Origin of the sequence: Streptomyces sp. NPDC049597, from assembly GCF_040675505.1 — a bacterium.
Taxonomy (GTDB): Bacteria; Actinomycetota; Actinomycetes; order Streptomycetales; family Streptomycetaceae; genus Streptomyces.
Genome location: NZ_JBFAOY010000049.1, coordinates 1 through 24,979, shown reverse-complemented (window position 1 = coordinate 24,979; position 24,979 = coordinate 1). Strand labels below are relative to the sequence as shown.

The 24,979-nt window shown below is 71.2% G+C and carries 24 protein-coding genes, 2 pseudogenes and 1 riboswitch; of the genes and pseudogenes, 12 read left to right on the top strand and 14 right to left on the bottom strand.

Features of this window, described 5'->3' with window-relative positions; translation table 11 throughout:
* Window position 1: 1 nt before the first annotated feature.
* Window positions 2-964 (top strand): ABC transporter substrate-binding protein, encoded by a 963-nt coding sequence (locus tag AB0K02_RS31890; RefSeq protein WP_365996099.1) that lies wholly within the window; start codon window positions 2-4, stop codon window positions 962-964.
* Window positions 965-1,011: 47 nt separating this feature from the next.
* On the opposite strand, the gene AB0K02_RS31885 is transcribed toward AB0K02_RS31890, so the two are convergent.
* A complete protein-coding gene (locus AB0K02_RS31885; protein ID WP_365996098.1) occupies window positions 1,012-1,341 on the bottom strand; it encodes a hypothetical protein in 330 nt (109 codons plus the stop codon).
* Window positions 1,342-1,471: 130 nt separating this feature from the next.
* On the bottom strand, window positions 1,472-1,963 hold the full coding sequence (locus AB0K02_RS31880) for a carboxymuconolactone decarboxylase family protein (protein ID WP_365996097.1): 492 nt from the start codon (window positions 1,961-1,963) through the stop codon (window positions 1,472-1,474).
* 47 nt (window positions 1,964-2,010) lie between these two features.
* On the opposite strand from AB0K02_RS31880, the pseudogene AB0K02_RS31875 reads away from it, so the two are divergent.
* Window positions 2,011-3,405, top strand: a pseudogene (locus AB0K02_RS31875) (PLP-dependent aminotransferase family protein); the annotation flags it as partial.
* Between the two features lie 100 nt (window positions 3,406-3,505).
* Here AB0K02_RS31875 and rocD read toward each other — a convergent pair.
* The gene (rocD, locus tag AB0K02_RS31870; protein ID WP_365996096.1) at window positions 3,506-4,711 is read right to left on the bottom strand and encodes an ornithine--oxo-acid transaminase; all 1,206 of its coding nucleotides are present in this window, start codon (window positions 4,709-4,711) and stop codon (window positions 3,506-3,508) included.
* A gap of 187 nt (window positions 4,712-4,898) precedes the next feature.
* Window positions 4,899-4,988: riboswitch (ZMP/ZTP riboswitch) on the top strand.
* A 38-nt stretch (window positions 4,989-5,026) separates the two neighbouring features.
* Here rocD and glyA point away from each other — a divergent pair.
* The 4 genes and pseudogenes from glyA (at window position 5,027) to AB0K02_RS31850 (ending at window position 9,404) form a co-directional block, all read left to right on the top strand.
* The gene (glyA, locus tag AB0K02_RS31865) at window positions 5,027-6,295 is read left to right on the top strand and encodes a serine hydroxymethyltransferase (RefSeq protein WP_365996113.1); all 1,269 of its coding nucleotides are present in this window, start codon (window positions 5,027-5,029) and stop codon (window positions 6,293-6,295) included.
* 300 nt (window positions 6,296-6,595) lie between these two features.
* On the top strand, window positions 6,596-7,606 hold the full coding sequence (trpS, locus tag AB0K02_RS31860) for a tryptophan--tRNA ligase (RefSeq protein ID WP_365996095.1): 1,011 nt from the start codon (window positions 6,596-6,598) through the stop codon (window positions 7,604-7,606).
* Window positions 7,607-7,811: 205 nt separating this feature from the next.
* Window positions 7,812-8,393: a 2'-5' RNA ligase family protein gene (locus tag AB0K02_RS31855; protein ID WP_365996094.1), complete on the top strand. Its 582-nt coding sequence runs from the start codon at window positions 7,812-7,814 to the stop codon at window positions 8,391-8,393.
* Between the two features lie 94 nt (window positions 8,394-8,487).
* Window positions 8,488-9,404 (top strand): annotated as a pseudogene (locus tag AB0K02_RS31850) (YihY/virulence factor BrkB family protein).
* Here AB0K02_RS31850 and AB0K02_RS31845 read toward each other — a convergent pair.
* Window positions 9,352-10,791 (bottom strand): D-alanyl-D-alanine carboxypeptidase, encoded by a 1,440-nt coding sequence (locus AB0K02_RS31845; RefSeq protein ID WP_365996093.1) that lies wholly within the window; start codon window positions 10,789-10,791, stop codon window positions 9,352-9,354. The pseudogene AB0K02_RS31850 and the gene AB0K02_RS31845 overlap by 53 nt on opposite strands.
* Between AB0K02_RS31845 and AB0K02_RS31840 the strand changes: the two genes are divergently transcribed.
* A complete protein-coding gene (locus AB0K02_RS31840) occupies window positions 10,730-10,984 on the top strand; it encodes a hypothetical protein (protein WP_365996092.1) in 255 nt (84 codons plus the stop codon). The two genes, AB0K02_RS31845 and AB0K02_RS31840, sit on opposite strands and share 62 nt — an antisense overlap.
* 12 nt (window positions 10,985-10,996) lie before the next feature.
* Complete coding sequence (locus AB0K02_RS31835) at window positions 10,997-12,460, top strand: metallophosphoesterase (RefSeq protein WP_365996091.1); 1,464 nt, start codon at window positions 10,997-10,999, stop codon at window positions 12,458-12,460.
* Between the two features lie 107 nt (window positions 12,461-12,567).
* On the opposite strand, the gene AB0K02_RS31830 is transcribed toward AB0K02_RS31835, so the two are convergent.
* From AB0K02_RS31830 to AB0K02_RS31820, 3 genes are read right to left on the bottom strand one after another with little or no spacing between them, the layout of a single operon-like run.
* Window positions 12,568-13,341: a TetR family transcriptional regulator gene (locus tag AB0K02_RS31830; RefSeq protein ID WP_365996089.1), complete on the bottom strand. Its 774-nt coding sequence runs from the start codon at window positions 13,339-13,341 to the stop codon at window positions 12,568-12,570.
* 11 nt (window positions 13,342-13,352) lie between these two features.
* Window positions 13,353-13,754, bottom strand: coding sequence for a DCC1-like thiol-disulfide oxidoreductase family protein (locus AB0K02_RS31825; protein ID WP_365996112.1), 402 nt, complete (start codon window positions 13,752-13,754; stop codon window positions 13,353-13,355).
* Between the two features lie 5 nt (window positions 13,755-13,759).
* Entirely contained in the window at window positions 13,760-14,203 is a 444-nt protein-coding gene (locus AB0K02_RS31820) for a hypothetical protein (protein ID WP_365996087.1), read from the bottom strand.
* Between the two features lie 148 nt (window positions 14,204-14,351).
* On the opposite strand from AB0K02_RS31820, the gene AB0K02_RS31815 reads away from it, so the two are divergent.
* Window positions 14,352-15,185, top strand: coding sequence for an alpha/beta hydrolase (locus AB0K02_RS31815; RefSeq protein ID WP_365996086.1), 834 nt, complete (start codon window positions 14,352-14,354; stop codon window positions 15,183-15,185).
* 82 nt (window positions 15,186-15,267) lie between these two features.
* Here AB0K02_RS31815 and AB0K02_RS31810 read toward each other — a convergent pair whose 3' ends face one another.
* From AB0K02_RS31810 to AB0K02_RS31785, 6 genes are all read right to left on the bottom strand, one after another.
* Complete coding sequence (locus AB0K02_RS31810) at window positions 15,268-15,816, bottom strand: hypothetical protein (RefSeq protein WP_365996111.1); 549 nt, start codon at window positions 15,814-15,816, stop codon at window positions 15,268-15,270.
* Between the two features lie 167 nt (window positions 15,817-15,983).
* Window positions 15,984-16,745 (bottom strand): succinate dehydrogenase iron-sulfur subunit, encoded by a 762-nt coding sequence (locus AB0K02_RS31805; protein ID WP_365996085.1) that lies wholly within the window; start codon window positions 16,743-16,745, stop codon window positions 15,984-15,986.
* Window positions 16,745-18,499, bottom strand: a complete 1,755-nt coding sequence (gene sdhA, locus AB0K02_RS31800) for a succinate dehydrogenase flavoprotein subunit (RefSeq protein ID WP_365996084.1) — start codon at window positions 18,497-18,499, stop codon at window positions 16,745-16,747. The genes AB0K02_RS31805 and sdhA overlap by 1 nt, the downstream gene beginning before the upstream one ends.
* A 24-nt stretch (window positions 18,500-18,523) precedes the next feature.
* Window positions 18,524-19,000, bottom strand: a complete 477-nt coding sequence (locus AB0K02_RS31795) for a succinate dehydrogenase hydrophobic membrane anchor subunit (RefSeq protein ID WP_365996083.1) — start codon at window positions 18,998-19,000, stop codon at window positions 18,524-18,526.
* An 8-nt stretch (window positions 19,001-19,008) separates the two neighbouring features.
* On the bottom strand, window positions 19,009-19,389 hold the full coding sequence (gene sdhC / locus AB0K02_RS31790) for a succinate dehydrogenase, cytochrome b556 subunit (protein ID WP_307713876.1): 381 nt from the start codon (window positions 19,387-19,389) through the stop codon (window positions 19,009-19,011).
* A gap of 223 nt (window positions 19,390-19,612) precedes the next feature.
* Window positions 19,613-20,098: a 2-oxo-4-hydroxy-4-carboxy-5-ureidoimidazoline decarboxylase gene (locus AB0K02_RS31785; protein ID WP_365996110.1), complete on the bottom strand. Its 486-nt coding sequence runs from the start codon at window positions 20,096-20,098 to the stop codon at window positions 19,613-19,615.
* Window positions 20,099-20,394: 296 nt separating this feature from the next.
* On the opposite strand from AB0K02_RS31785, the gene AB0K02_RS31780 reads away from it, so the two are divergent.
* Together AB0K02_RS31780 and AB0K02_RS31775 are read left to right on the top strand one after the other, a co-directional pair.
* Window positions 20,395-21,990: a glycoside hydrolase family 20 protein gene (locus AB0K02_RS31780; RefSeq protein WP_365996082.1), complete on the top strand. Its 1,596-nt coding sequence runs from the start codon at window positions 20,395-20,397 to the stop codon at window positions 21,988-21,990.
* 121 nt (window positions 21,991-22,111) lie between these two features.
* Window positions 22,112-22,630 carry a hypothetical protein gene (locus AB0K02_RS31775; protein WP_365996081.1) on the top strand — a complete coding sequence of 173 codons (519 nt, stop codon included), beginning with the start codon at window positions 22,112-22,114 and terminating at the stop codon, window positions 22,628-22,630.
* A gap of 149 nt (window positions 22,631-22,779) precedes the next feature.
* Here the strand turns inward: AB0K02_RS31775 and AB0K02_RS31770 are convergent, their stop codons facing one another.
* Window positions 22,780-24,381 (bottom strand): N-acetylmuramoyl-L-alanine amidase, encoded by a 1,602-nt coding sequence (locus AB0K02_RS31770; RefSeq protein WP_365996080.1) that lies wholly within the window; start codon window positions 24,379-24,381, stop codon window positions 22,780-22,782.
* A gap of 392 nt (window positions 24,382-24,773) precedes the next feature.
* Here AB0K02_RS31770 and AB0K02_RS31765 point away from each other — a divergent pair.
* Window positions 24,774-24,979: hypothetical protein (locus AB0K02_RS31765; protein WP_365996079.1), on the top strand; the 206-nt coding region annotated here is incomplete at its 3' end.

Here is a 24,979-nt window from a genome sequence, read left to right as displayed (position 1 = left end):
CATGGCTTCTCGTACACGCATCACCGCGCTTGCCGCGGCGGTCGGGCTCATGGCCGTCACCGGCTGCGGCGCGGCCGACATGACCCGTCAGGCGTCCCCGTACGCCGACGCGCACGGCGCGAAGACCGTGACGCTGTCCGTCCAGTCCTGGGTCGGCGCCCAGGCGAACGTCGCCGTGGCGCAGTACCTGCTCGAACACGAGCTGGGCTACCGCGTCGACACCGTCCAGATCGACGAGGTCCCCGCCTGGGACGCGCTCAGCCAGGGCCGCGTCGACGCGATCCTGGAGGACTGGGGCCACCCGGAGCAGGAGGACCGGTACGTCGCCGGCAAGAAGACCATCACGCCGGGCGGCGACCTCGGCGTGACCGGTCACATCGGCTGGTTCGTGCCGACGTACTTCGCGAAGGCGCACCCGGACGTGACGGACTGGAAGAACCTCGACAGGTACGCGGACCGGCTGCGGACGGCGGAGAGCGGCGGCAAGGGCCAGCTGCTCGACGGCTCGCCCTCGTATGTCACCAACGACAAGGCGCTGGTGAAGAACCTGGACCTGGACTACCAGGTCGTGTTCGCGGGCTCGGAGGCGGCGCAGATCACGCAGATCAAGCAGTTCGCCAAGGAGAAGAAGCCGTTCCTGACCTACTGGTACAAGCCGCAGTGGCTGTTCGAGAAGGTCCCCATGACGGAGGTGAAGCTGCCCGCGTACAAGGAGGGCTGCGACGCCGACCCGGAGAAGGTGGCGTGCGCGTACCCGCACACCCCGCTGCAGAAGTTCCTGAACTCGCGGTTCGCGGACAACGGCGGGAAGGCGGCCGCGTTCCTGAAGAACTTCCGGTGGACGACGGAGCAGCAGAACGACGTGGCGCTCATGATCGCCGAGCAGAAGCTGTCGCCGCAGGCCGCCGCGGCGAAGTGGGTGAAGGAGAACGAGCGCACGTGGCGGGCGTGGCTGCCGCAGTGACGCCCGGACCGTGAGCCGGGCCCGGGGCCGCACCCCGGGCCCGCGGTTCACGCCGCGGGCGTGGCGGCCGCCGACTTCGCCAGCTGGACCGCCGACAGCAGGCTCAGGCCGGGAGCCGCGTCCCGCAGGGCCTTGATCGCCGGAACGGAGTCCGGCGGGTCCTGGACGCCCGCCTCCGCGAGGACCTGGCGGACCCAGCGGGCGTGCAGCTCGCCGTCCGGCCGTGTCCGCGCCTCCGTCACGAGCGCCAGCGCCCGTTCCAGGCCGGGGCGTTCCTCGGGCGAAGCACTGCCCAGGGCCGCGCGGACGGCGTCTTCGATGTCCTCCGCGTCGCGCAGGACCAGCACCGGCATCTCCTGCTTACCGAGTCCGAACATGGCATGATCCTCGGTCGTGAAAGCCTTACTGGGCAAGGAAGTTGAGCAATTCCAGAGGTACGCGGCCGGTCGGACGGCGGGGCCCGGGACCGTGTCCCGGGGCCGCGCGGTGCCCTCTGCCGTCAGCGGATCAGTGAGCCGTCGGAGTGTAGTCACCGGGGCACAGCCGGCCCGTCACGGCCAAGCGGTTCCAGACGTTGATCACCGCGATCGACGCGATGAGGTGGGCCAGTTCGGTCTCGTCGAAGTGCTTCGCCGCCTTCTCGTAGACCTCGTCGGGGACGAAACCTCCCCCAGTCAGCAAGGTCACCGCCTCGGTCAGTTCGATCGCCGCCAGCTCCTTCTCGGTGTAGAAGTGCCGCGACTCCTCCCACGCGCTCAGCTGCACGATGCGCTCCACCGACTCGCCGGCGGCCAGCGCGTCCTTGCTGTGCATGTCGAGGCAGAACGCGCAGTGGTTGATCTGCGAGGCGCGGATCTTCACCAGTTCCAGCAGGGTCGGGTCGAGGCCCTTCCGGGCGGCGCCGTCCAGCCGGACCATGGCCTTGTGGACATCGGGGAGGAGCTCGGAGACGCGGATACGCGGCTCGACCCGGGTGGCGTACGTGTCGTTCGTCGTCATGACAGCGACCGTACGGGTCGGTTGGCTCAGCGATATGGTCCATTCTCATGACGGATTCCTGGGCCACTTTCGGCGCCGACCTGCATCTGGAGCTCCGTGGCACCCGGCTGCGCAGCGGACTCATGGACGCCCTGCGGGAGGCGGTCCGCACCGGCAGGCTCACGCCCGGCACCCGGCTGCCGTCGTCCCGCTCCCTCGCCCTGGACCTGGGCGTCGCCCGCAACACCGTCGCCGACGCCTACGCGGAACTGGTCGCCGAGGGCTGGCTCGTCGCACAGCAGGGCTCCGGCACCCGGGTCGCCCCGAGGTCCGCGCCGCGCAAGCCGCCGTCGGGAGAGGCCCGGGTGCGGGCGCGGCCCGTGCGCCGCGGGCCCGCCTACAGCCTGAAGCCGGGCAGCCCCGACCTCGCGTCGTTCCCGCGCGCGGAATGGCTCAAGGCCGCGCGCAAGGCGCTGACCGCCGCGCCCCACGAGGCGCTCGGCTACGGCGACCCGCGCGGACGCATCGAACTGCGGACCGTGCTCGCCGACTACCTGGCCCGCGCCCGCGGTGTGTACGCCGCCCCGGAACGGGTCGTCGTCTGCAACGGCTTCGTGCACGGTCTGATGCTGATGGGCAGGGTCCTCAGGCAACGGCGGGTGCGGGAGGTCGCCGTCGAGTCCTACGGGCTCGACTTCCACTGGAACGTGCTGACCGGAGCCGGCCTCGGCACGCCCGCGCTGCCCTTCGACGACGTCGGCACGTGCACGGAGGGGCTGGGCGGCATGCGGGGCGTGGGCGCGGTGCTGATGACGCCCGCCCACCAGTTCCCGCTGGGCGTCCCCCTGCACCGCGACCGGCGCGCCGCGGCCGTCGACTGGGCGCGCAGGACGGGCGGTCTGATCCTCGAGGACGACTACGACGGCGAGTTCCGCTACGACCGCCAGCCCGTCGGCGCCCTCCAGGGACTCGACCCCGAACGCGTCGTCTACATGGGCACGGCGAGCAAGTCCCTTGCGCCGGGGCTGCGGCTGGCATGGATGGTGCTGCCGGAGAGCATGGTCGGCGAGGCCCTGGAGGCCAAGGGCCGCGAGGAGTGGGCCTCCGGCGCGCTGGACCAGCTGACGCTGGCGGAGTTCATCGCCTCGGGCGCGTACGACCGGCACGTACGCGGGATGCGGCTGCGCTACCGGCGGCGGCGCGACCAGTTGGTGGCGGCGCTGGCGGAACGCGCGCCCGCCGTCCGCGTCAGCGGGATCGCCGCCGGGCTGCACGCGGTGCTCGAACTCCCGCCGGGCACCGAGCGCCAGGCCGTCCGCTCCGCCGCCTGGCACGGCCTCGCGCTGCACGGCCTCTCGAACTTCCGCCACCCCGACGCGCGGGCCGCCCGCCGTGAAGGACTCGTCGTCGGGTACGCGACGCCGCCGGACAGCGCCTGGACGGGAGCACTGGAGGCGTTGTGCACGTCGCTGGAGGAGCCCGGGGGCCCGGCCGCGGGCCCCGCGGACGCCCGGGCGGCCGAGGGCGCGACGGCCGGGGCGCCACGCGGGCCCGGGGCGCCGCTCACTCGGTGAGGACCGCCCGGAGCTGGTCGAGGCCCCAGTCGAGGTCCTCCTTGCTGATCACCAGCGGCGGCGCGATCCGGATCGTCGCACCGTGGGTGTCCTTGACCAGGACACCCCGGTCCATCAGCTTCTCCGAGATCTCGCGGCCCGTGCCCAGGCCCGGCGCGATGTCCACACCCGCCCACAGCCCGCGTCCGCGCACCTCCGTCACGACGCCGCTCTGCGCCAGCAGGCGCAGTTCGCGGTGCAGGTGATCGCCCAGCTCGGCGGCCCGCGCCTGGAACTCGCCGGTGCGCAGCATCGCGATGACCTCCAGCGCCACCGCGCAGGCCAGCGGATTGCCGCCGAACGTCGACCCGTGCTCGCCCGGCCGGAACACCCCGAGGACCTCGGCGGACGAGACGACCGCCGACACCGGCACCACACCGCCGCCGAGCGCCTTGCCGAGCACGTACACGTCCGGCACGACTCCCTCGTGCTCGCACGCGAACGTCTTTCCCGTCCGGCCCAGACCCGACTGGATCTCGTCCGCCACGAACAGCACACCGCGCTCCCGGGTGAGCCGGCGCACTCCCGGGAGGTAGCCGTGCGGCGGGACCAGCACGCCCGCCTCGCCCTGGACGGGCTCCAGCAGCACCGCCACCGTGTTCGCGGACATGGCCGCGTCGAGCGCCGTCAGGTCGCCGTACGGCACGATCTCGAAGCCGGGCGTGTACGGGCCGTAGTCCGCCCGCGCCTCGTGGTCGGTCGAGAAGCTGATGAGCGTGGTCGTACGGCCGTGGAAGTTGTTCGCCGCGACGATGATCTTCGCCTGTCCCTGGGGGACGCCCTTGACCCGGTAGCCCCATTTGCGGACGGTCTTCACCGCCGTCTCCACCGCCTCCGCGCCGGTGTTCATCGGCAGCACCGTCTCCATGCCGCACAGCTCGGCCAACTGGGCGCAGAAGTCAGCGAACCGGTCGTGGTGGAAGGCGCGGGAGGTGAGCGTGACCCTGTCCAGCTGGGCCTTCGCCGCGTCGATCAGCCGACGGTTGCGGTGACCGAAGTTGAGGGCCGAGTAGCCGGCGAGCATGTCGAGGAACCGGCGCCCCTCGACGTCGGTCATCCAGGCGCCGTCGGCCGAGGCGACGACGACCGGGAGCGGGTGGTAGTTGTGCGCGGTGTGTGCCTCCGCGGCGGCGAAGGCGGATGTCGTGGTCGACACGGGTGCTCCGATCGTCTGGACGGACCAGCCGGTGAGGGACGGCGCCCCGTCCCCCTGGACGGTGCGCGGATCCGGGGGTTTGCCCCCGTTTCTATCGTCGCTCGCCATGCGGACGGGGAAACCGGGCTGTCGGCGTGCCCGCTGGGCCCTGTCCGGTCGATCAGGCCGGAGAGGGGCTAGGGTGGGCGGCACGTGCGGCGACTGGCGTACGGGGAACTGACCCCGAGGAAGCCGCGCGGGGCAGTAACACGTGGTGTCGATCGCCTGGGCACCCCGGGACCACGACCGATGTCACGGACCGTCCCGGAGGACACCATGGCCCTTCCCCTGCCGCACCCCGCGCTCGCCGCCGCCGACCCCGAACTCGCCGCCCTCGTCGGAGCCGAGGAACTGCTCCAGGCCGACACCCTGCGACTGATCCCCAGCGAGAACTACGTCTCGGCCGCCGTGCTCGAGGCATCCGGCACGGTCCTGCAGAACAAGTACAGCGAGGGCTACGCGGGCCGCCGCTACTACGAGGGCCAGCAGAACATCGACCAGGTCGAACGGCTCGCCGTCGCCCGTGCCACGTCCCTCTTCGGCGTCGACCACGCCAACGTCCAGCCCTACTCCGGCTCCCCGGCCAACCTCGCCGTCTACCTCGCCTTCGCCCGGCCCGGCGACACCGTGATGGGCATGGCCCTGCCGATGGGCGGCCACCTCACGCACGGCTGGGGCGTCTCGGCCACCGGCACGTGGTTCCGCGGTGTGCAGTACGGCGTGCGCCACGACGACGGGCTCATCGACTTCGACCAGGTGCGCGACCTCGCCCTCAAGGAGCGGCCCAAGGTCATCTTCTGCGGCGGCACCGCGCTGCCCCGCACCATCGACTTCGCCGCCTTCGCCCAGATCGCGCGCGAGGTCGGCGCGGTGCTGGTCGCCGACATCGCCCACATCGCGGGTCTCGTCGCGGGCGGCGCCCACCCGTCGCCCGTGCCGCACGTCGACGTCGTGTCCACCACGACCCACAAGACCCTGCGCGGGCCGCGCGGCGCCATGCTCATGTGCCGCGAGGAGCACGCCAAGGCCGTCGACAAGGCCGTCTTCCCCGGTCTCCAGGGCGGCCCCCACAACCAGACGACCGCCGCGATCGCCGTCGCACTCCACGAGGCGGCCCAGCCCTCCTTCCGCGACTACGCCCGCGCCGTCGTGGCCAACGCCAAGGCGCTCGCCGCCGAGCTGCTCGCGCGCGGCTTCGACCTGGTCTCCGGCGGCACCGACAACCACCTGATCCTGATCGACCTGACCTCCAAGGACGTCCCGGGCAAGGTGGCGGCCAAGGCGCTCGACCGGGCCGGGATCGTCGTCAACTACAACACCGTGCCCTTCGACCCCCGCAAGCCCTTCGACCCCTCCGGCATCCGCATCGGCACGCCGTCGCTGACCTCCCGCGGCCTCGGCACGGAGCACATGGCCGCGGTCGCCGAGTGGATCGACCGCGGTGTCGCGGCGGCGGCCAAGGGCGACGAGACCGCGCTGGCCGCGATCCGCGCGGAGGTGTCCGACCTGATGTCGGCGCATCCGGCGCCGGGCCTGCCCGCATAGCCCGAGGGGGCCGGGGCCTGCCGGGTCGGTCCGGCCGGTCCCGGCGACCCGGTCCGGGCGGGGGACCGCACGTGTGTTCCTCGTCTCATCGGCCACGCACCGCAGCCACCGCGATCCGCACCGGCGACGGTCCGCACGGGCCACGATCCGCACCGGCCACGATCCCGAACCTCCCGCCCTCCCGGAGCCGGCCCGGCGCCGGGGGACGCGTACACCGGTTGCGCACCTGAGAGAATGTGGAGCATGGCCTCAGTTCGCCCGCCCGTCGCCCACCACCACCCTCAGGGGAATGGCACCGCCATGCAGCGTCGACCTCGTGTGCTCTCCGGAATCCAGCCCACCGCCGGCTCGTTCCACCTCGGCAACTACCTCGGCGCCGTCCGCCAGTGGGTCGCGCTCCAGGAGTCCCACGACGCGTTCTACATGGTCGTGGACCTGCATGCGATCACCGTTCCGCAGGACCCCGCCGAGCTGCGTGCCAACACCCGGCTCGCCGCCGCCCAGCTGCTCGCCGCGGGGCTCGACCCCGAGCGCTGCACCCTGTTCGTGCAGAGCCACGTGCCCGAGCACGCCCAGCTGGCGTGGGTGATGAACTGCCTGACGGGCTTCGGCGAGGCGTCCCGGATGACGCAGTTCAAGGACAAGTCCGCCAAGCAGGGCGCCGACCGCGCCTCGGTCGGCCTGTTCACGTACCCGATCCTGCAGGTCGCGGACATCCTGCTGTACCAGGCCAACGAGGTCCCGGTCGGCGAGGACCAGCGCCAGCACATCGAGCTGACCCGCGACCTGGCCGAGCGTTTCAACGGCCGCTTCGGCGACACGTTCACCGTCCCCGCTCCGCACATCCTCAAGGAGACGGCGAAGATCTACGACCTCCAGGACCCGTCGATCAAGATGAGCAAGTCGGCCTCCACGCCGAAGGGCCTCATCAACCTGCTGGACGAGCCGAAGACGACCGCCAAGAAGGTCAGGAGCGCGGTCACCGACACGGACACCGTGATCCGTTTCGACCCGGTCGGGAAGCCGGGTGTCAGCAACCTGCTCAGCATCTACTCCACCCTCACGGGTACGGCTGTGGCCGATCTGGAGCGGAAGTACGAGGGCAAGGGCTACGGTGCGCTCAAGACGGACCTCGCCGAGGTGATGGTCGAATTCGTCACACCGTTCCGCACCCGCACACAGGAATACCTGGACGACACGGAGACGCTGGACTCCATCCTGGCCAAGGGCGCGGAGAAGGCCCGCGCGGTGGCCGCGGAGACGCTGGCCACCACGTACGAGCGGGTGGGCTTCCTCCCCGCCAAGCACTGAGCGCGAGGCCGGCGAGACCGGGCGCGAGCACCGAGCGCGCCCGGTCGTGCACCGAGCGCACACCGGAGGGCCGCCGGGCGGAAGGAGTCCGAGGACCTGTGTCCAAGGCCTCTGGCCGAACCGGCGGTACAGCCGCCACACTGGCGGCGGCACACCCGCGCAGGCTGTCCACAGCAGCCCGCGCACCGAGACTGAGGAGAACGACGTGGGGACCGTAACGCTCGGCGTTTCGATCGCGGTCCCGGAGCCGTACGGCAGCCTGCTCCAGGAGCGGCGTGCGGGCTTCGGGGATCCCGCCGCGCACGGCATTCCGACACACGTCACCCTCCTGCCGCCGACCGAGGTCGACTCCGCCGCCCTGCCCGCGGTGGAGGCGCACCTCACGTCCGTCGCGGCGGCCGGGCGACCGTTCCGGATGCGCCTGTCCGGCACGGGCACGTTCCGCCCGCTGTCGCCCGTCGTCTTCGTCCAGGTCGTCGAAGGCGGCTCGGCCTGCTCCTGGCTCCAGCAGCGGGTGCGGGACGCGTCCGGTCCGCTGGTGCGCGAGCTGCACTTCCCCTACCACCCGCACGTCACCGTCGCCCACGGCATCTCCGAGGAGGCGATGGACCGGGCGTACGAGGAGCTCTCGGAGTACGCCGCCGAGTGGACCTGCGCCTCCTTCGCCCTGTACGAGCAGGGCCCGGACGGCGTGTGGCGCAAGCTGCGCACCTTCGCCTTCGGGGGCGGTGTGCCGGGGGTCCCCGCCCAGAGCGCACCGGTCGACGAGCGGGCCACCACCGCCTGACCGTCCCACCCGTGGGCCTGGCCGCCGCGTCACCGGTTCGCCGGCGTACAGCGGCACGGGCACTGGCGGCGCGATCGCCGGGTAGGCGTACGGCATGGACTGGCTGATCAAGCTCCCCGTCGTCGGCCCGCTCGCCGCCCGCCTGATGCGCACGCACGCCTGGCGCAGCTACGAGACCCTGGAGCGGGTGCACTGGACGCGGCTGGCCGCGGCCGTCACGTTCCTCAGCTTCCTCGCCCTCTTCCCGCTGATCACGGTGGCCGCCGCGATCGGCGCCGCGCTGCTCGACCAGGAGGCGCTGGACACGCTGAAGGACAAGATCTCCGACCAGGTGCCGGGCATCTCCGAGCAGGTCGACATCGACGGCCTCGTCGCGAACGCGGGCACCGTGGGGGCGGTCGCCGGTGCTCTGCTGCTGTTGACCGGCATCGGCTGGGTCGGCTCCATCCGGGACTGCCTGCGGGCCGTGTGGGAGCTCGACGACCAGGACGAGGGCAATCCTCTGGTGCGCAAGCTCAAGGACGCGGGCGTGCTGGCCGGCCTCGGAGGCATCGGTCTGGCCTCGCTCGCCGCCTCCGCGCTCGGTTCCACGGCGGTCGGCTGGGGCGCGGAGCGGCTGGACCTGGCGGAGGGCGGGATCGGCGGCGTCCTGCTGCGCACCGCCGTCCTCGTGGTCGCGGTGCTCGCGACTTCCTGATCCTGCTCTACGTCCTGACCCTGCTGCCCGGCGTGCAGCCGCCGCGCCGCAGGCTGGTCGTGGCGGCCCTGATCGGCGCGGTCGGCTTCGAACTGCTCAAGATGCTGCTCGGCGGCTACATGCAGGGCGTCGCGACTCGCAGCATGTACGGCGCCTTCGGCGTGCCGGTCGCACTCCTGCTCTGGATCAACTTCACCGCCAGACTGCTGCTGTTCTGCGCCGCCTGGACGGCGACGCGGAGCAGCGGCGACGGCGAGGAGGTCACGGGCGCGGGAGGCGGCGCATCCTCTCGGGAAGCGGCCAGCGGCGCTTGACGAGGAACGCGCCCGCGGCCAGCAGCACCAGCACGCCGCCCACGACGCCGAGCGCGACGCCCATGCCGCCCGAGCCGTGCTGTGCGGCGGCCACGGGCTTCACGGGCGCCCCCTTGCCGTCCTTGACCGGCTCGGCCGTCGCATCCGTGTCGGCCGACTTCGGCGGCACGAGCTCACCCACCGGGGTCACCTTGCCGGCCGCCGCGAAGCCCCAGTCGAACAGCCGGGCGGTCTCCTTGTAGACCGCCTGGCTCTCCTCGGACTCCGGGTTCATGACCGTCACGAGCAGGACCCGGCCGTCCCGTTCGGCGACACCCGTGAACGTCGCTCCGGCGTGTGTCGTGTTGCCGTTCTTGATGCCCGCGATGCCCTTGTACGGCTCGATCCCGACCGACCCGGTGAGCAGGCGGTTGGTGTTCTGGATCTCGAACGACTCGCGCTCCTCGCCCTCCTTCTGCTCGCCGGGGAAGGACGCGCGGACCGTGGAGCAGTACTCGCGGAAGTCCTTCTTCTGCATGCCGCTGCGCGCGATGAGCGTGAGGTCGTACGCGGAGGAGACCTGACCGGGGGCGTCGTAGCCGTCCGGGGAGACGACGCGCGTGTCGAGTGCCTGCAGCTCGTCGGCGTGCGCCTGCATGTCCTGGACCGTCTTGGCCATGCCGCCGTTCATCTCCGTCAGCACGTGCACGGCGTCGTTGCCGGAGCGCAGGAACACGCCGAGCCACAGGTCGTGGACCGTGTAGGTGTGGTCCTCCTTGACCCCGACGAGGCTGCTGCCCTCGCCGACGTCCGCGAGGTCCTGGGCGGTCACCTTGTGGACGGTGTCCTTGGACAGCTTGGGCAGCACCGTGTCCGCGAAGAGCATCTTCATCGTCGAGGCGGGGGGCAGGCGCCAGTGCGCGTTGTGGGCGGCGAGCACGTCGCCGCTCTCGGCGTCCGCGACGATCCACGAACGGCCGCTGACGTCCTTCGGCAGGACCGGAGCGCCCGCGCCGAGTCTGACCTGTGTGCCCGGCTTGCCCAGTTGGGCCCCGCCGACCGTCGACATGGTGGCCGGCGGCTTGGGCTGTTTTCTGACCGGCTTGTCGTCGAGCGTCGCCCCGGACGCGGGCGCGGCGGTCAGAGCGGGCAGCATCGCGCAGGCCACGGCGGCGAGCACCGCCCTTCTCGCGAACGGTTGGAAGGCAGCAGACAGAGCAGACACGGACGAGAACGTACAGGGCGTTGCTGAAAATATGGAGATCGGACCGCTGACCCGCCGGGAGTGACGCCGGGACAGAGCACCCCGCGAGGCCCGGTCGGCGGACGCCCGCGATACTTGACTCATGAAGCTCAGCCGCCCCGTGTCCTGGTTCCTGCTCGCGTTCGGGGTATGGAGCTGGTTCATCTGGATCACTTTCGTCAAGAACCTGTGGCAGGACGCCAGTGGGCTCGCGTTCGACGACGCGGGCGACCCGACCGGGTACTTCTGGGTCCATCTGCTGCTCGCCATCACGTCCTTTGTCCTGGGGACGGTCATCGGCACCATCGGGTTGCGCGGTCTGCGCGCATTGCGCCGTGAGCGCACACAAAAGGGGTAGGGGAACGCGTTCGTGGTCGCTGTCGTGGTGCTCGTGATCATTCTGGTCGTCGTCCTGCTCGCGGGCGTGCATTGGTACGTGTGGCGTCGCCTGGTGCGCGACACGACAGCGCCGGGCGGGACCGCCCGCAGGGTCGGGACGGTGGTGCTGTGGGTGCTGCCGCTGCTGTCGCTCGGCGCGCTGACGTCGGGCCGCGCGGGTGCGCCGTTCGCGGTGCAGCAGGTGCTCGCCTGGCCCGGCTTCCTGTGGCTCGCCGCGCTGCTGTACCTGGTGCTGGCGCTGGTGGCGGGCGAGGTGGTGCGCCCTGTGCTGCGGCGTCTCCTCGCCCGCCGCGCACCGGTCCCCGGCGACGCCGCCACGGGTGCTCCCGGCTCCGGCAACGGGCCGGTCGCGGCCCCGGCCGCCGTCTCGCCGGCACCCGTCGGTGCCCGTGCCGACGCCGCTGTTCCCGCCGTGCCCGCGGGACCGTCCGGCGACGGGGCCGTGGCGACGACGGCCATCATCCCGCCGGCCACGGGCGACGCCGCGTCCGAGGAGACCCGTACGGACGCACCCCAATCCGCACTCGCACCCGAATCCGCACCCCAATCCGCACCCGAATCCGCACCCGGATCGGCACCCGCGTCCGGCGACGCGGCCCGCGGGGCGCTCTCGCGGCGGCTGTTCGTATCGCGGGTCGTCGGCGGCGCGGCCGCCACCGCCGCGCTGGGGACCGTGGGATACGGCACGTACGGCGTGCTGCGCGGCCCCCGCGTCAAGCGCGTCACCGTTCCGCTCGCCAAGCTGCCGCGTGCCGCCCACGGCTACCGCATCGCCGTCGTCAGCGACATCCACCTCGGGCCCGTTCTGGGCCGCGCCCACACGCAGCGCATCGTGGACTCCATCAACGCCGCCCAGCCCGACCTCGTTGCGGTCGTGGGCGACCTCGTCGACGGCAGCGTCGCCGACCTCGGGCCCGCCGCCGAGCCGCTCGCCGGGCTCCGCTCGCGTGACGGCGCGTTCTTCGTGACGGGCAACCACGAGTACTTCTCGGGCGCGGACGCGTGGGTCGACCACGTACGCGAGCTGGGCCTGCGGCCGCTGCGCAACGAGCGCGTCGAGATCGCGGGCGGTTTCGACCTGGCCGGTGTCGACGACGTCGCGGGCGAGAGCGAGGGCCAGGGCCCCGACTTCGCCAAGGCGCTCGGTGACCGCGACCGCTCCCGCGCGGCCGTCCTCCTCGCGCACCAGCCGGTCGTCATCCACGACGCCGTCGAGCAGGGCGTGGACCTCCAGCTCTCCGGGCACACCCACGGCGGCCAGCTCTGGCCGGGAAACCTCCTCGCGGGCCTCGCCAATCCGACCGTCGCGGGTCTGGAGCGATACGGCGACACGCAGTTGTACGTCTCCCGCGGCGCGGGCGCGTGGGGCCCGCCGGTGCGCGTCGGGGCCTCGTCCGACATCACCGTCGTGCAGCTCGCCTCACGCCAGGCGTGACGGGGGCGCGGGCAGCCGCGTGAGCGGCGTCCCGTTCCCGTCGGACGGCGCGGGCGTTTGGCGGCCGGCGGAGCCGGACCGGCTGTGACCCCGGGCGGCGTGTCCGCTCAGTCCTCGCCGCCCGCGTCGCGGGAGCCGGAGGCGGAATCCGAGCCGTCGCCGTGCGCCTTGCGGGCGGCGACGGTCTGCGCCATCCCGGGCAGGAAGTCGGTGAACAGCTCGTGCACCTCGCGGACCAGCGGCCGCAGCACCCGGAACCGGGCGAGCGCCACTCCGCGGCTGGTCAGCCGGGCGCCGCGGACGGCCAGCCGCCGGCTGCGCTCGCTGTTCTGGGAGCGGTCGAACACCCAGTACAGGACCAGACCCATCTGGGAGAGCCACATCAACTCCGGGAGGATCTCGCGCAGTTCCTCCGGGACCTTGGACCTGGACCCGGCCAGCACCTCGCGGTGCACCGCGATGGCCTCCTCGCGGGCGTGCTCCGACTCGGGGGAGAACGGGCTCAGCGGGCTCTCCGGGTCGGCGGCGTTCTTGAAGAACTGGGCCGCGAACTCGTGGTAGGGCTCCGCGATGTCCAGCCAGGCGGTCAGCACCCCGGCCATCCGCGCCTCGAGGTCGGTCTCCTTGTCCAGCACGGGCCGGACCGCTGCCCTGTGCTCGGCGGCGATCCGGTCGTAGAAGCCCTGGACGAGGTGTTCCTTGGAGCCGAAGTAGTAGTACGCGTTCCCCACCGAGACGCCGGCCTCCTTGGCGATGGCCCGCATCGTGGTCTTGTCGTAGCCACGTTCCTGGAAGAGGCGGAGCGCCGTCTCCAGGATCAGCGTGCGGGTCTGTTCGCTCTTGGGAGCCTTGGCCTCGGTGGGGTCCTTCGGATCAGTCACGGTGTCCGAGCCTAATGGGGGACGGCGCACTGCTCGTCGCAGGGCGTGGTGCCGGGACGGCCCACGGCCTCGCGGTACTTGGCCGCGGCCAGCATGGTGACACGCACGAACGGCGCCCCCGCGGGGGTGGCCAGCCAGTGGGCCCTGGACCGGTACTCGGCCAGCGCCCACAGCAGGACCACCCAGGCGGCCTGGCCGGTGTAGATCTGGCCTCTGTCCCCGATCACGGTGATCTCCCGCAGCGTCCGGGCGTGATCGAGCTCCGGATACCTGCGCTGGGCCTCCACCGATCCGGCGGGGACGGCACGCAGCGGGACGAGCTGCCGCTGCCGCAGCAGCCAGCCGCGCAGGTGGACGCAGAGGGGGCAGTTCGCGTCGTAGAGGACGGTCAGTGCGTGGACCGGGGTGGCCACCGCCGTCACGCCCCGGCGGGACCGGCGGCCGGACCCCTCCACGGGTCGGCCGAGGACTGCCGGGTCCAGCCCTGCGGTCCGACCGGCGGCGTCTGCTCGCGCTCCATGACACCGCGCCGGCGGATCCTGTTGAGCACGTAGACGTTGCCGAGGTGCATCACGCCGAGGACGAGCAGCACAACGCCGATCTTGACCGACAGGGTCTCGAGGAGGCCGCGTGCGTCGGTGACCGCCTCGGACGACCGCAGATAGAGGGCGACGAAGCCCAGGTTCACGAGGTAGAAGCCGACCACCAGCAGGTGGTTGACGGCGTCGGCGAGCTTCTCGTTCCCCTTGAGCACGTCGGCGAGGAAAACCCTGCCGTTCCGGCTGAGGGTGCGGGCCACCCAGACGGTGAGCGCCACGCTGATCAGCAGGTACGAGACGTACGCGACAACAGTGAGGTCCATTCCCCACCCTCCCTTGAACACGTTCAAAAGACTGTGGACATGACTGTAGACCTCCTTTTGAACATGTTCAAGCGCGCCTGATCCGGACGTCGGCCGCGACCGGGAAAACGGAAGGCGTCGGGGACCGGAGGGATCTAACCTCGGCCGGATGACTCTCACTCACGAAGTGGCCGGCGAGGGCCCCGCGGTCGTCCTGCTGCACTCCAGCGTCTGCGACCGGCGGATGTGGGACGCCCAGTTCCCCGCCCTCGTCGAGGCGGGCCATCGCGTCGTGCGCTGCGACTTCCGGGGCTACGGCGAGACGCCCGTGGCCGAACACCCCTACACGGACGCCGGGGACGTTCTCGGCCTCATGGACGCCCTCGGCATCGAACGCGCGGCCCTGGTCGGTTCGTCGTTCGGCGGCCGTACGGCGCTGCTGGCCGCCGCGCACAGCCCGCAGCGCGTCACCGCCCTGGCGCTGCTCTGCGCCGGCCTGCCCGGACACACGGACGAGAGCCACGAGCTCGCCGCGTTCGACCACTGGGAGAACAAGCTGCTCGAGGCGGGCGACCTCGACGGCGCGGCCGCCTGGAACGTGTCCACCTGGCTGGGCCCCGAAGCCGGCCAGGCAGCCAGGGAGGCCGTGCACCGTATGCAGCTGCACGCGTTCGAGGTGCAGTCCGCGGCGGAGGAGGCCGTGGAGAAGGAGGGCGCCGCGTACGTGCTCTCCGGCACGCCCGCGGCCCAGCCGCCGGACCTGTCGCGGATCGAGGTTCCCGTGCTCGCCGTCTCCGGAGCCCACGACCTGCCCGACTTCCGGCGGATGGCGGCCCTGATGCCGACCCTGATGCCGAGCGCCCGCCACATCGAACTGCCCTGGGCCGGCCATCTGCCCGCCCTGGAGCGGCCCTCCGAGATCACCGCCCTGCTGACCGGCTTCCTGGACGGCGGGAGCGCCGTTCCCGCACCCGGCCGTGTCACGCATGACGAAGGCGTGTGAGGCCGACGGCCTCACACGCCCTCCTCGCCACGACGGAGCGGGCCGGTGCCCGATGTCCCCGGCCCTGCGCCCGCGTGCGGGGTTACATGCTGCTCAGCGAGCGCGCGTAGTTGATCTGCCCCATCACCTGCTGGAAGGTCTCCGGGCCCCGCGCCGGGATCATCGTCGAGTGGTGCTTGCCGTTGCTGGTGACGGTGACCTGGATGAAGCCGGTCGTCTGCTTCTCCTTCATCAGCAGGAAGAGCAGGCCCAGCAGGCAGAAGATGAAGAAGACGATGGCGAGCACGATCGCGTGCGTCGGGATCTTCTCCTCGGTGCGGGACATGTCCGTCGCGTTCCACACCGCGCCGCGCAGCGGCATCGACCCGGCGGGGGTCACGATCGAGTCGCCCATGACGGTGATGTCACCGATCGACACCAGCGGCTGACCACCCGTCGGGACGGGCGCGCCGCCCGTCACCGGCACCGGCACACCGGCGGGCTGCGTCTGGGCGTACGAGGGAGGCGGGTCCTGGGGGTAGCCGTAGCCCGGCGCCGCGTTCGGGTAGCCGTAGGCCGGCGTCCCCGGCGGCTGTGTCGGCCCCCACTGGTACTCGGGCTCCCCGTCCCTGTACGGATTGGGCTCGGTCATCTCGTCCCCGCTTTCCTGCTGCGTCACGTCAGACGTCCCCCGATCCTGCCAGGTCCGCCCCCGGTCGGTGAAGCCCGTACGGCGATACGGGCAAGGGCCTCGACTCCACGGGCGGGAGTCGAGGCCCTTGACGCCACGTCACACGAAGTTCTGTGGCATCTGCCGTATCAGAAGCGGCGCGTGATCAGCGCGCGCTTCACTTCCTGGATCGCCTTGGTGACCTCGATACCACGAGGGCAGGCGTCCGTGCAGTTGAACGTGGTGCGGCAACGCCACACGCCGTCCTTGTCGTTGAGGATCTCGAGGCGCTGCTCGCCAGCCTCGTCACGCGAGTCGAAGATGAAGCGGTGCGCGTTGACGATCGCCGCGGGGCCGAAGTACTGGCCGTCGTTCCAGAACACCGGGCACGAGGACGTGCATGCGGCGCACAGGATGCACTTGGTGGTGTCGTCGAAGCGCTCGCGGTCCTCGGCGGACTGCAGACGCTCACGCGTCGGCTCGTTGCCCTTGGTGACCAGGAACGGCATCACGTCGCGGTACGCCTGGAAGAACGGCTCCATGTCCACGACCAGGTCCTTGAGGACCGTCAGGCCCTTTATGGCCTCGATCGTGATGGGCTTCTCCGGGTTGATGTCCTTGATCAGCGTCTTGCAGGCGAGCCTGTTCTTGCCGTTGATCCGCATCGCGTCGGAGCCGCAGATGCCGTGCGCGCACGAGCGGCGGAAGGTGAGCGAGCCGTCGACGTCCCACTTGATCTTGTGGAGACCGTCGAGCACGCGCTCCTTCGGGTCGATCTCGATCTGGAAGTCCTCCCAGACCGCCGCGTCCGAGAGCTCGGGGTTGAAGCGGCGGATCCGGAAGGTGACCGTGATGTACGGAGAGGCGGCCTTGGCCTCCGCCTCGGCCTTGTCCATGACGGGGGTAGCCATCAGTACTTACGCTCCATCGGCTGGTAGCGGGTCTGGACGACCGGCTTGTAGTCGAGACGGACGGTCTCGGAGCCGTCGTCGCCCACCTCGCGGTACGCCATGGTGTGGCGCATGAAGTTGACGTCGTCGCGATTCGGGAAGTCCTCGCGGTAGTGACCACCGCGGGACTCCTTGCGGGCCAGGGCGGAGACGGCCATGACCTCGGCCAGGTCGAGCAGGTTGCCGAGCTCGATGGCCTCCAGCAGGTCCGTGTTGAACCGCTTGCCCTTGTCCTGGATGGACACGTTCTGGTACCGCTCGCGCAGCTCGGCGATCTTCTCGACCGCGGTCTTGATCGTCTGCTCGGTGCGGAACACCATCACGTTGGCGTCCATCGTCTCCTGGAGCTCCTTGCGCAGAACCGAGACGCGCTCCGAGCCGGTGGAGTTGCGCAGGCGCTCGACCTGCTCCTGGACGAACGACGCCGGGTTCTCGGGCAGGTCGACGTAGTCGGCCTTCGCGGAGTACTCGGCGGCGGCGATACCGGCCCGCTTGCCGAAGACGTTGATGTCCAGCAGCGAGTTGGTGCCCAGGCGGTTGGCGCCGTGCACCGACACGCAGGCGACCTCGCCGGCGGCGTACAGACCGGGGACGACGGTGGTGTTGTCGCTGAGGACCTCACCCTCGACGTTGGTCGGGATGCCGCCCATGGCGTAGTGCGCGGTCGGCTGGATCGGGATCGGGTCCGTGTAGGGCTCGATGCCGAGGTACGTGCGCGCGAACTCGGTGATGTCCGGCAGCTTGGCGTCCAGCTGCTCCGGCGGCAGGTGGGTCAGGTCCAGGAAGACGTGGTCGCCCTCGGGGCCGCAGCCGCGGCCCTCACGGATCTCCGTGTAGATGGAGCGCGAGACGACGTCACGGGACGCGAGGTCCTTCATGACCGGCGCGTACTTCTCCATGAAGCGCTCGCCGTCCTTGTTGCGGAGGATGCCGCCCTCACCGCGGGCGCCCTCCGTCAGCAGGATGCCCATGCGCCAGATGCCCGTCGGGTGGAACTGGAAGAACTCCATGTCCTCCAGCGGCAGGCCGCGCCGGTAGCAGGCCGCCTGGCCGTCACCGGTCAGGGTGTGCGCGTTGGAGGTCACCTTGAAGAACTTGCCGGTGCCGCCGGAGGCGTAGATGACGGCCTTCGCCTGGAAGACGTGGATCTCGCCGGTGGCCAGCTCGTAGGCGACCACACCGGCGGACGTCTTGACGCCGTCGACCTCGGTGATCAGCTGGTCCAGGACGTAGAACTCGTTGAAGAACTCCACGCCCTCCTTGACGCAGTTCTGGTACAGCGTCTGGAGGATCATGTGGCCGGTGCGGTCCGCGGCGTAGCAGGACCGGCGGACCGGGGCCTCGCCGTGGTTGCGGGAGTGGCCGCCGAAGCGGCGCTGGTCGATGGTGCCGTTCGGGGTCCGGTTGAACGGCAGGCCCATCTTCTCCAGGTCGAGGACGGCGTCGATGGCCTCCTTCGCCAGGATCTCGGCGGCGTCCTGGTCGACCAGGTAGTCACCGCCCTTGACCGTGTCGAAGGTGTGCCACTCCCAGTTGTCCTCCTCCACGTTCGCCAACGCGGCGGCCATGCCGCCCTGCGCGGCGCCCGTGTGGGACCGGGTCGGGTAGAGCTTCGTCAGCACGGCGGTGCGGCTGCGCTTCGTCGCCTCGATGGCGGCGCGCATGCCGGCGCCGCCGGCGCCGACGATGACGGTGTCGTACTTGTGGATCTTCATGAGTGGATTACCTCAGCCCCGTGCCTAGCGGATGTTCGGGTCGAAGGTGAAGATCACCAGCGTGCCCAGAAGGATGGTGAACACCGTGGCGGTGTACAGCAGGCCCTTGAGCCACAGACGCGTGTTCGCGCGCTCCGCGTAGTCGTTGATGACGGTGCGGAGGCCGTTGGCGCCGTGCAGCATGGCAAGCCACAGCATCAGCAGGTCCCAGGTCTGCCAGAACGGGGACGCCCAGCGGCCGGCCACGAAGGCGAAACCGATCTTGGAGACGCCGCCGTCGAGCACCAGCTGGATCAGCAGGTGGCCGATGACCAGGACGACGAGGACGACGCCCGAGAGGCGCATGAAGAGCCATGCGGCCATCTCGAAGTTGCCCCGGGTCGACTTCGGGGTCTTCTTGGTGCGCTTGCGCGGCGCCTCGATGTACGGGGCCGGGTTGTCGACGTCGTAGACCCGCCCGCCCTCGACCTCGCCGATCGAGGAGGAAACCTCAGTGGACATCTCTCGCCTCAGCTCCCGAACAGTTCACGAGCGGCATGGCCGAGCACCGGGTACAGCGCTCCAGCCATCAGCACAATCCAGACGGCCATCACGGTCCAGAGCATCTGCTTCTGGTAGCGCGGGCCCTTGGACCAGAAGTCCACGGCGATGACACGCAGGCCGTTGAGCGCGTGGAAGAGAATCGCGGCGACGAGGCCGTATTCGAGCAGCGCGACGATCGGCGTCTTGTAGGTGGCGACGACCTCGTCGTACGCCTCGGGGGAGACGCGGACGAGCGCGGTGTCCAGCACGTGTACGAACAGGAAGAAGAAGATGAGGACGCCGGTGACTCGGTGAGCCACCCAGGACCACATTCCTTCCCGGCCGCGGTACAGCGTTCCAGCCGGCACGGAAGAACCCTCCGGGAGCGGGGATTGGGGCCTGCCGCCATCTTCTACTCGAATCAAGTACAGCGGGTGTCGGTCTGGCCCGGCCGGGTACGGTCCACCGGCCCCGGCCATCGTAGCGACGTGTTGTCGGTTCGTTCGCGCGGGGTCCACAGGTGTGATCAAACAGGCAGCCAAAAGGCCCGGACGGGCTAGACGTGCCGTCTATCGGACGGCCGAGGTCGGACTACGGACGCCCGGCCATGGCCCGGGCCACACGGGAGCGCGCGAGGGCCCGGAGTTCGTCGGCGGAAACGGACCGTTCTTCGTCAGGTTCGTGGGAGAGCCGGCTGTGGATACCGGTGAGCAGCCGATCGAGGTGCTCGTCCGGGCCGTACGCGTCGAGGCAGATGACGAACGCGTGTCCGAATCGGCTCTCGTAGGCGGCGTGCGCGGCCGCGAGCGCGGTGTGCGCTGCCTGGGGTGCGCCGAGGTGCAGGGCCGCGGAGGACTCCCGGGACAGCGCCTCGTGCATGTCGGAGGGACCGAGGTCGTACCCCGCCTCGTCGCAGGCGGCCAGCAGCGCCTCGAGGTCGGGGTAGGGCCGGTGGGCCGCGACCCGGCGTGCCCAGCGGAGGCTTCCGCAGCAGGTCAGCAGGAGGGCTTCGGCGGCCTCGGCCGGCGCGCCGTTGAAGTGTCCGAGGCCGGTCGGCGTGCCGTGCCGGGGCGGTATGGGCGAGGGGGCGAGAGCGCTCCGCCGGGTGGAGCGGAGTGTCGGCGGTCGCTCAGGGGTGCCGGCGTGGGACTCGCTGGACAGCGGGGACTCCTCGAAAAGCCAGCGGGACAGCTGGAAAGGGAGGGAAGGATGAGTCGTAACGCTATCCACGAGGGTCGGGAGTTGTACGACGGATGCGCAAATTTCACCCGGACGGGAGAGTTTGGGGTCATGTGATGGACGCCGTGGGTGGAGGCTGGAGGGGATGGCCGGTGTAGTTCGATCGGGTTCATCCGCTTTCAGGAGGTTTGGGCATGATGAGGTGTTCGCGAACGAGGAAGGTCACCGCGGTGGCCGTCGCCGCCGTCGCCGTCCTCTCGGGCAACGTGACCGGCTGCTCCGGTGACGGGCCGGCGGCGTCGCCCGCCTCCCCGGACCTGGCCGCCCCCGGCACTCCGTCCCCCACTCCGAGCCCCACCCGCAGCTACGCCCTGTCGAGACCGCCCGCCACCATCCCCTCCGTACGCGACCACCAGGCCGCCCGCGGCCCCGGCTGGAGCCGCACGGCGGACAGCGCCGTCGTCGTCGCCAAGGGCAGCGAGGAGCTGGCCGACGAGGGCCGCCTCATGGCCCAGGAGCTGAAGCTCGGATTCCGGGGCACGAACGCGGCCCGCACCGGCGACGTGGAACTGGCGCTCACGGGAAGCGGCGCCCCCGAGTCGTACACGATGACCACCCGCGGCGGACGCGTCCGCATCACCGGCCCCGACGAGTCCGGAGTCTTCTACGGGACCCGCACCCTCAAGCAGGCCGTGCGCTCCGGCGGCGCGATGCCCGAAGGCGTCGTACGCGACCGGCCCGACCGCCCCCAACGCGGACTGAACCTGGACATCGCCCGCAAGCACTTCACCGCCGGATGGATAGAGGACCGGCTGCGCGAGATGGCCGACCTCAAGCTGAACCAGCTCGGGCTGCACTTCTCCGACGACCAGGCGTTCCGCATCCAGTCCGACTCGCACCCCGAGATCGTCTCCGACCCGCATCTGACCAAGGCCGAGGTCCGCCGCATCCTGGCGCTGGCCGCCCGGCTCCACATCACCGTCTTCGGGGAGATCGACTCGCCCGGACACCTGGGCGCCGTGCTGCGCGCCCATCCGCAGCTCCAGCTGCGCAACGTGCAGGGAGTGCCCCGGCAGGGCGCGATCGACATCTCGAACCCCGCGTCCGCGAAGATCGTCGACGACCTGCTGCGGGAGTACACCGCGCTCTTCGGCGGCGCGTGGTTCCACGTCGGCGCCGACGAGTACCAGGCGCTGACCGTCAGGGACCCGGCCGCCTCCTATCCGCAGCTGGCGACGGCCGCCCGCGAGAAGTACGGCCCCGGCGCCGGCGTCCAGGACCTGGCCGAGGGCTGGCTGAACGACCGCGCTGCCGTGGTGCGCGAGCGGAAGAAGCAGCCCAAGGCGTGGAACGACGGGTTCTTCACCGGGGGAGTGGTGAGCGCCGACAAGAACATCGAGGTCGAGTACTGGACGGGCAGGGAGATCGGGGCCCGCCCGCCGGCCGCGTACCTGGCCGAGGGCCGCAAGCTGGTGAACCTCAACGACGAGTACCTCTACTACGTGCTCGGCGAGCCGAACCAGTTCACGTACCCGACCGGCCGCCGGATCTACGAGGAGTGGACGCCGCTGGTGCTGCGCGGCAGCCAGCCGGTGCCGCAGCGGTACTCGTCGCAGATCCTCGGCGGCCGCTTCGCCGTCTGGTGCGACCTCGCCGGCTCCCAGACGCAGGACCAGGTGGCGGCGGGCATCCGCCGGCCGCTCCAGGCCACCGCCCAGAAACTGTGGGACCCGCGGGAGCCCGCGCGGGACTGGCAGTCCTTCACGGAGCTGGCGCGGAAACTGGGCTGAACACGGGCGCCGACGGGCACCGGAAAATTCGTTGAGTATTGGACTTCAGCCACAGAGTGACGCATTCGAGCCATCGGGCGCAGTAAGAGCAGTGACTTCGTCGCCGATGGGAGGCGTCCGTATGACGTCCAAGAGCCTCACGGAACTGATCGCGGAGGCGGATGAACGCGCTCTCGCCGCGAGCGGGCTCGCCTGCCTGGACCGCTGCCTGCCGCTGCTCGTCGACGAGCTGGACGTGCTCCGACCGCTGTGGTCCGGCATCGCCGCGGGCGAGGACGGCTGGGCCGATCGCCTCGCCACCGCCAGGGCCGCCCTCGACGCCGTCCCCGCCGCGGACGAGGCGGCCGCACCCGTGCGGCAGATGATCGGCGCCGCGCCCTCCGAGTGGGTGGCCGAACGGCTCGCCGAGTGGGCGACGGCGTGCTCCGCCCTGGCGCTCGAGGTCCACCAGGAGCTCGACCCGACCGACGGCGCCGACGGGCCCCTCGTCGCGGGGGAGGAGCGGCGCCAGATCCAGATCCTGGAGATCCTCCTGGCGACCGAGGGCACCGCCGGGCTGCGCCGTGCCATGGACGTGGCCACCGAGGGCCGGCGGGTGCTGCGCGCGGCGTTGTCCCGCAGAGCGCGCTCCCAGGCTTGACCGATGTCCCGGTCCTGAACAGCGCCCCGTCCTGACCGCGCCCCTGGACGTCCCGGAACGACGGCGGCGGCCTGCGCCCCGGGCGCTCCCGGAACGACGACGGCGGCCTGCGCCCCGTCAGGACGCCGGCCGCCGCCCCACCTGTCGGTTCAGCCCGCGGCGTACGGGGACGCGCCCGCCGCCGTGCGGATCGCCGGCAGCGCGGAGTACAGGGTCCTGCCCGGGCACAGGGTGGCGTAGCCGTCACGGTGTCCGGAGATCGTGTACAGCGTGGCCTTGTCGCCCTTCTTCCACACGCCGGTGTCGGCGGCCGCGGTGAGCGTCACCTTGGCCTCGGGGTCGACGCCGTGCAGTCCGAGCTTCCACGCGGAGATGTCGGCGACGGCCTGCTGGGCCGCGGCCGTCGGCGTACCGCCGTTCTCGTAGTCGCCGAGGACGGAGACACCGGACGAGTAGCCGTTGAAGCCGTAGGTGTGGGCGCCCTGGACGGGCTTGTCCACGCCGCCCGCACGGCCCTCGAAGACCGTGCCGCACTTGTCGACGAAGAAGTTGTAGCCGACGTCGTTCCAGCCGTTGGTCTTCACGTGGTACGTGAGGATCGCGCGGATGATGGCGGGCGACTCGGAGCAGTCGTAGTCGTTCGTACCGGCCGTGTGGTGCACGAACACCGCGTCGACCTTGCTGAGGTACGTCGGCGGGTCCTGGACGAGCGACTCGTCCGCGCCCCACTCGGCCCGGCTCACGATCGCGGGCGCGGTCGGCGCGGGCGTGCTCTCGGACGGAGCCGGGGTGCCGCTCGGGTCGGCGGTCGAGGTGTCCGTCGGGCCGGTGGAGGGCGCCGGCTCCGACGGTGAGGCCGTCGGCTCCGCGGGGGCCGAGGACTCGGCCGGCGGCTCGGACGACGGCTCGCTCGTGGACGGCGCCACCGTCGGCTCCTGCGACGGCGCGGGCTCCGACGGCTCGGCGGACGTCTCGCTCGGCGCGGGCTCGGCGGGAGCGGTGGGCTCCTCGCTGACGGACGGCGCGGGCTCGGCCGGGGCGTCGCTCGACTCGGCGGGCGTCTCGGACGGCGCGGCGGAGGGCGCTTGGTCCGTCGGCTCGCTGCCGGTGCTCTCCGAGGGCGCGGTGGACGCGACCGGTTCCGACGGCTCCGCCGCCGGCTTGCCGGGTGACTTCGACCGCTCGGGCTTCGTCGCCCCCTGCCCCTTGCCGCCCTTGACGCTCTCGAAGTCCGTCGTGCCCGGGTCGATCATGTCGATTCGCAGGGCCTTCGGGACCGCGGTCTCCTCGCCGCCGGCCAGGACCCGCGCCTCGACGGCGTCCGAGGGCCCCACCCACAGCGGCTCGGACGCGCCGCGCACGCCGGACGTGTCGCCCTCGGCGGACTCCGGCGCCTGGATCCCGAACTCGAGGTCGCGCCAGTCCGACCAGGTGCCCGCGTCCGCACTGCGGGTACGGATCTGGGCCGTGCCCTCGAAGGCGTCGGCGCTGTCCTCCCAGGAGACGCCCACCAGCGAGAACATCTGCGTGTCCGTACGCGGCAGCGTGCGCTGCTTCGGGTCCTTGCCGTCCAGCGACAGCACGTGCGCCGTCGCCGGGCGCCCGCCGTCGCGCGTGTCCGCGTCCCCGAAGGAGCCGGTGACGGCCACGGCCGTCACCCCGCCGCCCGCGAGAACGACGGCTCCCGTCGCCAGCCAGACCGTGCGTCGTGCCGTGCCCGCCCGCGGTGCGCGGGCTCTTCTCGGACTCATGCCCCATCCCTCGTACGCAAGTGATCGACGCCCACGCGGAGTTGCCCCACCGGCGTGCGGCCGCGGACGTCCGCCGTGACCGCACTCCGATGGGCGGCAGGCCAACCCCCCTCGGATCAGCGCCTGCCGTCTCTCCGTCCGCCGCCGCGCAGGCCGACCGGGAACTCCGGGATTCCGAAGTTCCCGATCCCGCGCGGAAAGCGGTTTCACGTGGAACCAGGCCGCGGTTATACACCACCGAGGAACGCGCGCGCGAACGACGGGAAGAAAGGGACGAACTGACGGCAAATCAGTGCTCCATTGCCCCTGTATGTCCGCACGCTTGACGAAGGGTCAGCCCCCTGATCCATAATCCGCTGCCGCGCTCGCGAGGAGGTCCGATCCCTGCTCGCGTGCAGATGAGCGGCACTGTTTCAGGCACGTCGGAATTCCCCGGCGGGCTTATTCGGCGTGCCGCTTTTCACCTGCGGAGCATTCCGTGCGGTGGGTTGCGGCCCGCCGTACGGAAAGGTATCGAGGTGAAAATCCCCTACGGGAGATATATCTCCTGTTTGGTGGTGTCGGCGGTGGCGGGAACGCTGCTGCCGCAGGTCGCGTA

Excerpts from the sequence above, each read along its gene's own strand:
- AB0K02_RS31795 (WP_365996083.1), bottom strand. The coding sequence starts at position 19,000 with ATGTCCACTGAGGTTTCCTCCTCGATCGGCGAGGTCGAGGGCGGGCGG.
- glyA (WP_365996113.1), top strand. The coding sequence starts at position 5,027 with ATGGCCCTTCCCCTGCCGCACCCCGCGCTCGCCGCCGCCGACCCCGAA.
- AB0K02_RS31820 (WP_365996087.1), bottom strand. The coding sequence starts at position 14,203 with ATGGACCTCACTGTTGTCGCGTACGTCTCGTACCTGCTGATCAGCGTG.
- AB0K02_RS31810 (WP_365996111.1), bottom strand. The coding sequence starts at position 15,816 with ATGACCGAGCCCAATCCGTACAGGGACGGGGAGCCCGAGTACCAGTGG.
- AB0K02_RS31805 (WP_365996085.1), bottom strand. The coding sequence starts at position 16,745 with ATGGCTACCCCCGTCATGGACAAGGCCGAGGCGGAGGCCAAGGCCGCC.
- AB0K02_RS31775 (WP_365996081.1), top strand. The coding sequence starts at position 22,112 with ATGACGTCCAAGAGCCTCACGGAACTGATCGCGGAGGCGGATGAACGC.
- AB0K02_RS31780 (WP_365996082.1), top strand. The coding sequence starts at position 20,395 with ATGATGAGGTGTTCGCGAACGAGGAAGGTCACCGCGGTGGCCGTCGCC.
- AB0K02_RS31770 (WP_365996080.1), bottom strand. The coding sequence starts at position 24,381 with ATGAGTCCGAGAAGAGCCCGCGCACCGCGGGCGGGCACGGCACGACGC.
- AB0K02_RS31880 (WP_365996097.1), bottom strand. The coding sequence starts at position 1,963 with ATGACGACGAACGACACGTACGCCACCCGGGTCGAGCCGCGTATCCGC.
- AB0K02_RS31815 (WP_365996086.1), top strand. The coding sequence starts at position 14,352 with ATGACTCTCACTCACGAAGTGGCCGGCGAGGGCCCCGCGGTCGTCCTG.
- sdhA (WP_365996084.1), bottom strand. The coding sequence starts at position 18,499 with ATGAAGATCCACAAGTACGACACCGTCATCGTCGGCGCCGGCGGCGCC.
- AB0K02_RS31890 (WP_365996099.1), top strand. The coding sequence starts at position 2 with ATGGCTTCTCGTACACGCATCACCGCGCTTGCCGCGGCGGTCGGGCTC.
- AB0K02_RS31885 (WP_365996098.1), bottom strand. The coding sequence starts at position 1,341 with ATGTTCGGACTCGGTAAGCAGGAGATGCCGGTGCTGGTCCTGCGCGAC.
- AB0K02_RS31845 (WP_365996093.1), bottom strand. The coding sequence starts at position 10,791 with ATGAACCAGCTCCATACCCCGAACGCGAGCAGGAACCAGGACACGGGG.
- AB0K02_RS31840 (WP_365996092.1), top strand. The coding sequence starts at position 10,730 with ATGAAGCTCAGCCGCCCCGTGTCCTGGTTCCTGCTCGCGTTCGGGGTA.
- trpS (WP_365996095.1), top strand. The coding sequence starts at position 6,596 with ATGCAGCGTCGACCTCGTGTGCTCTCCGGAATCCAGCCCACCGCCGGC.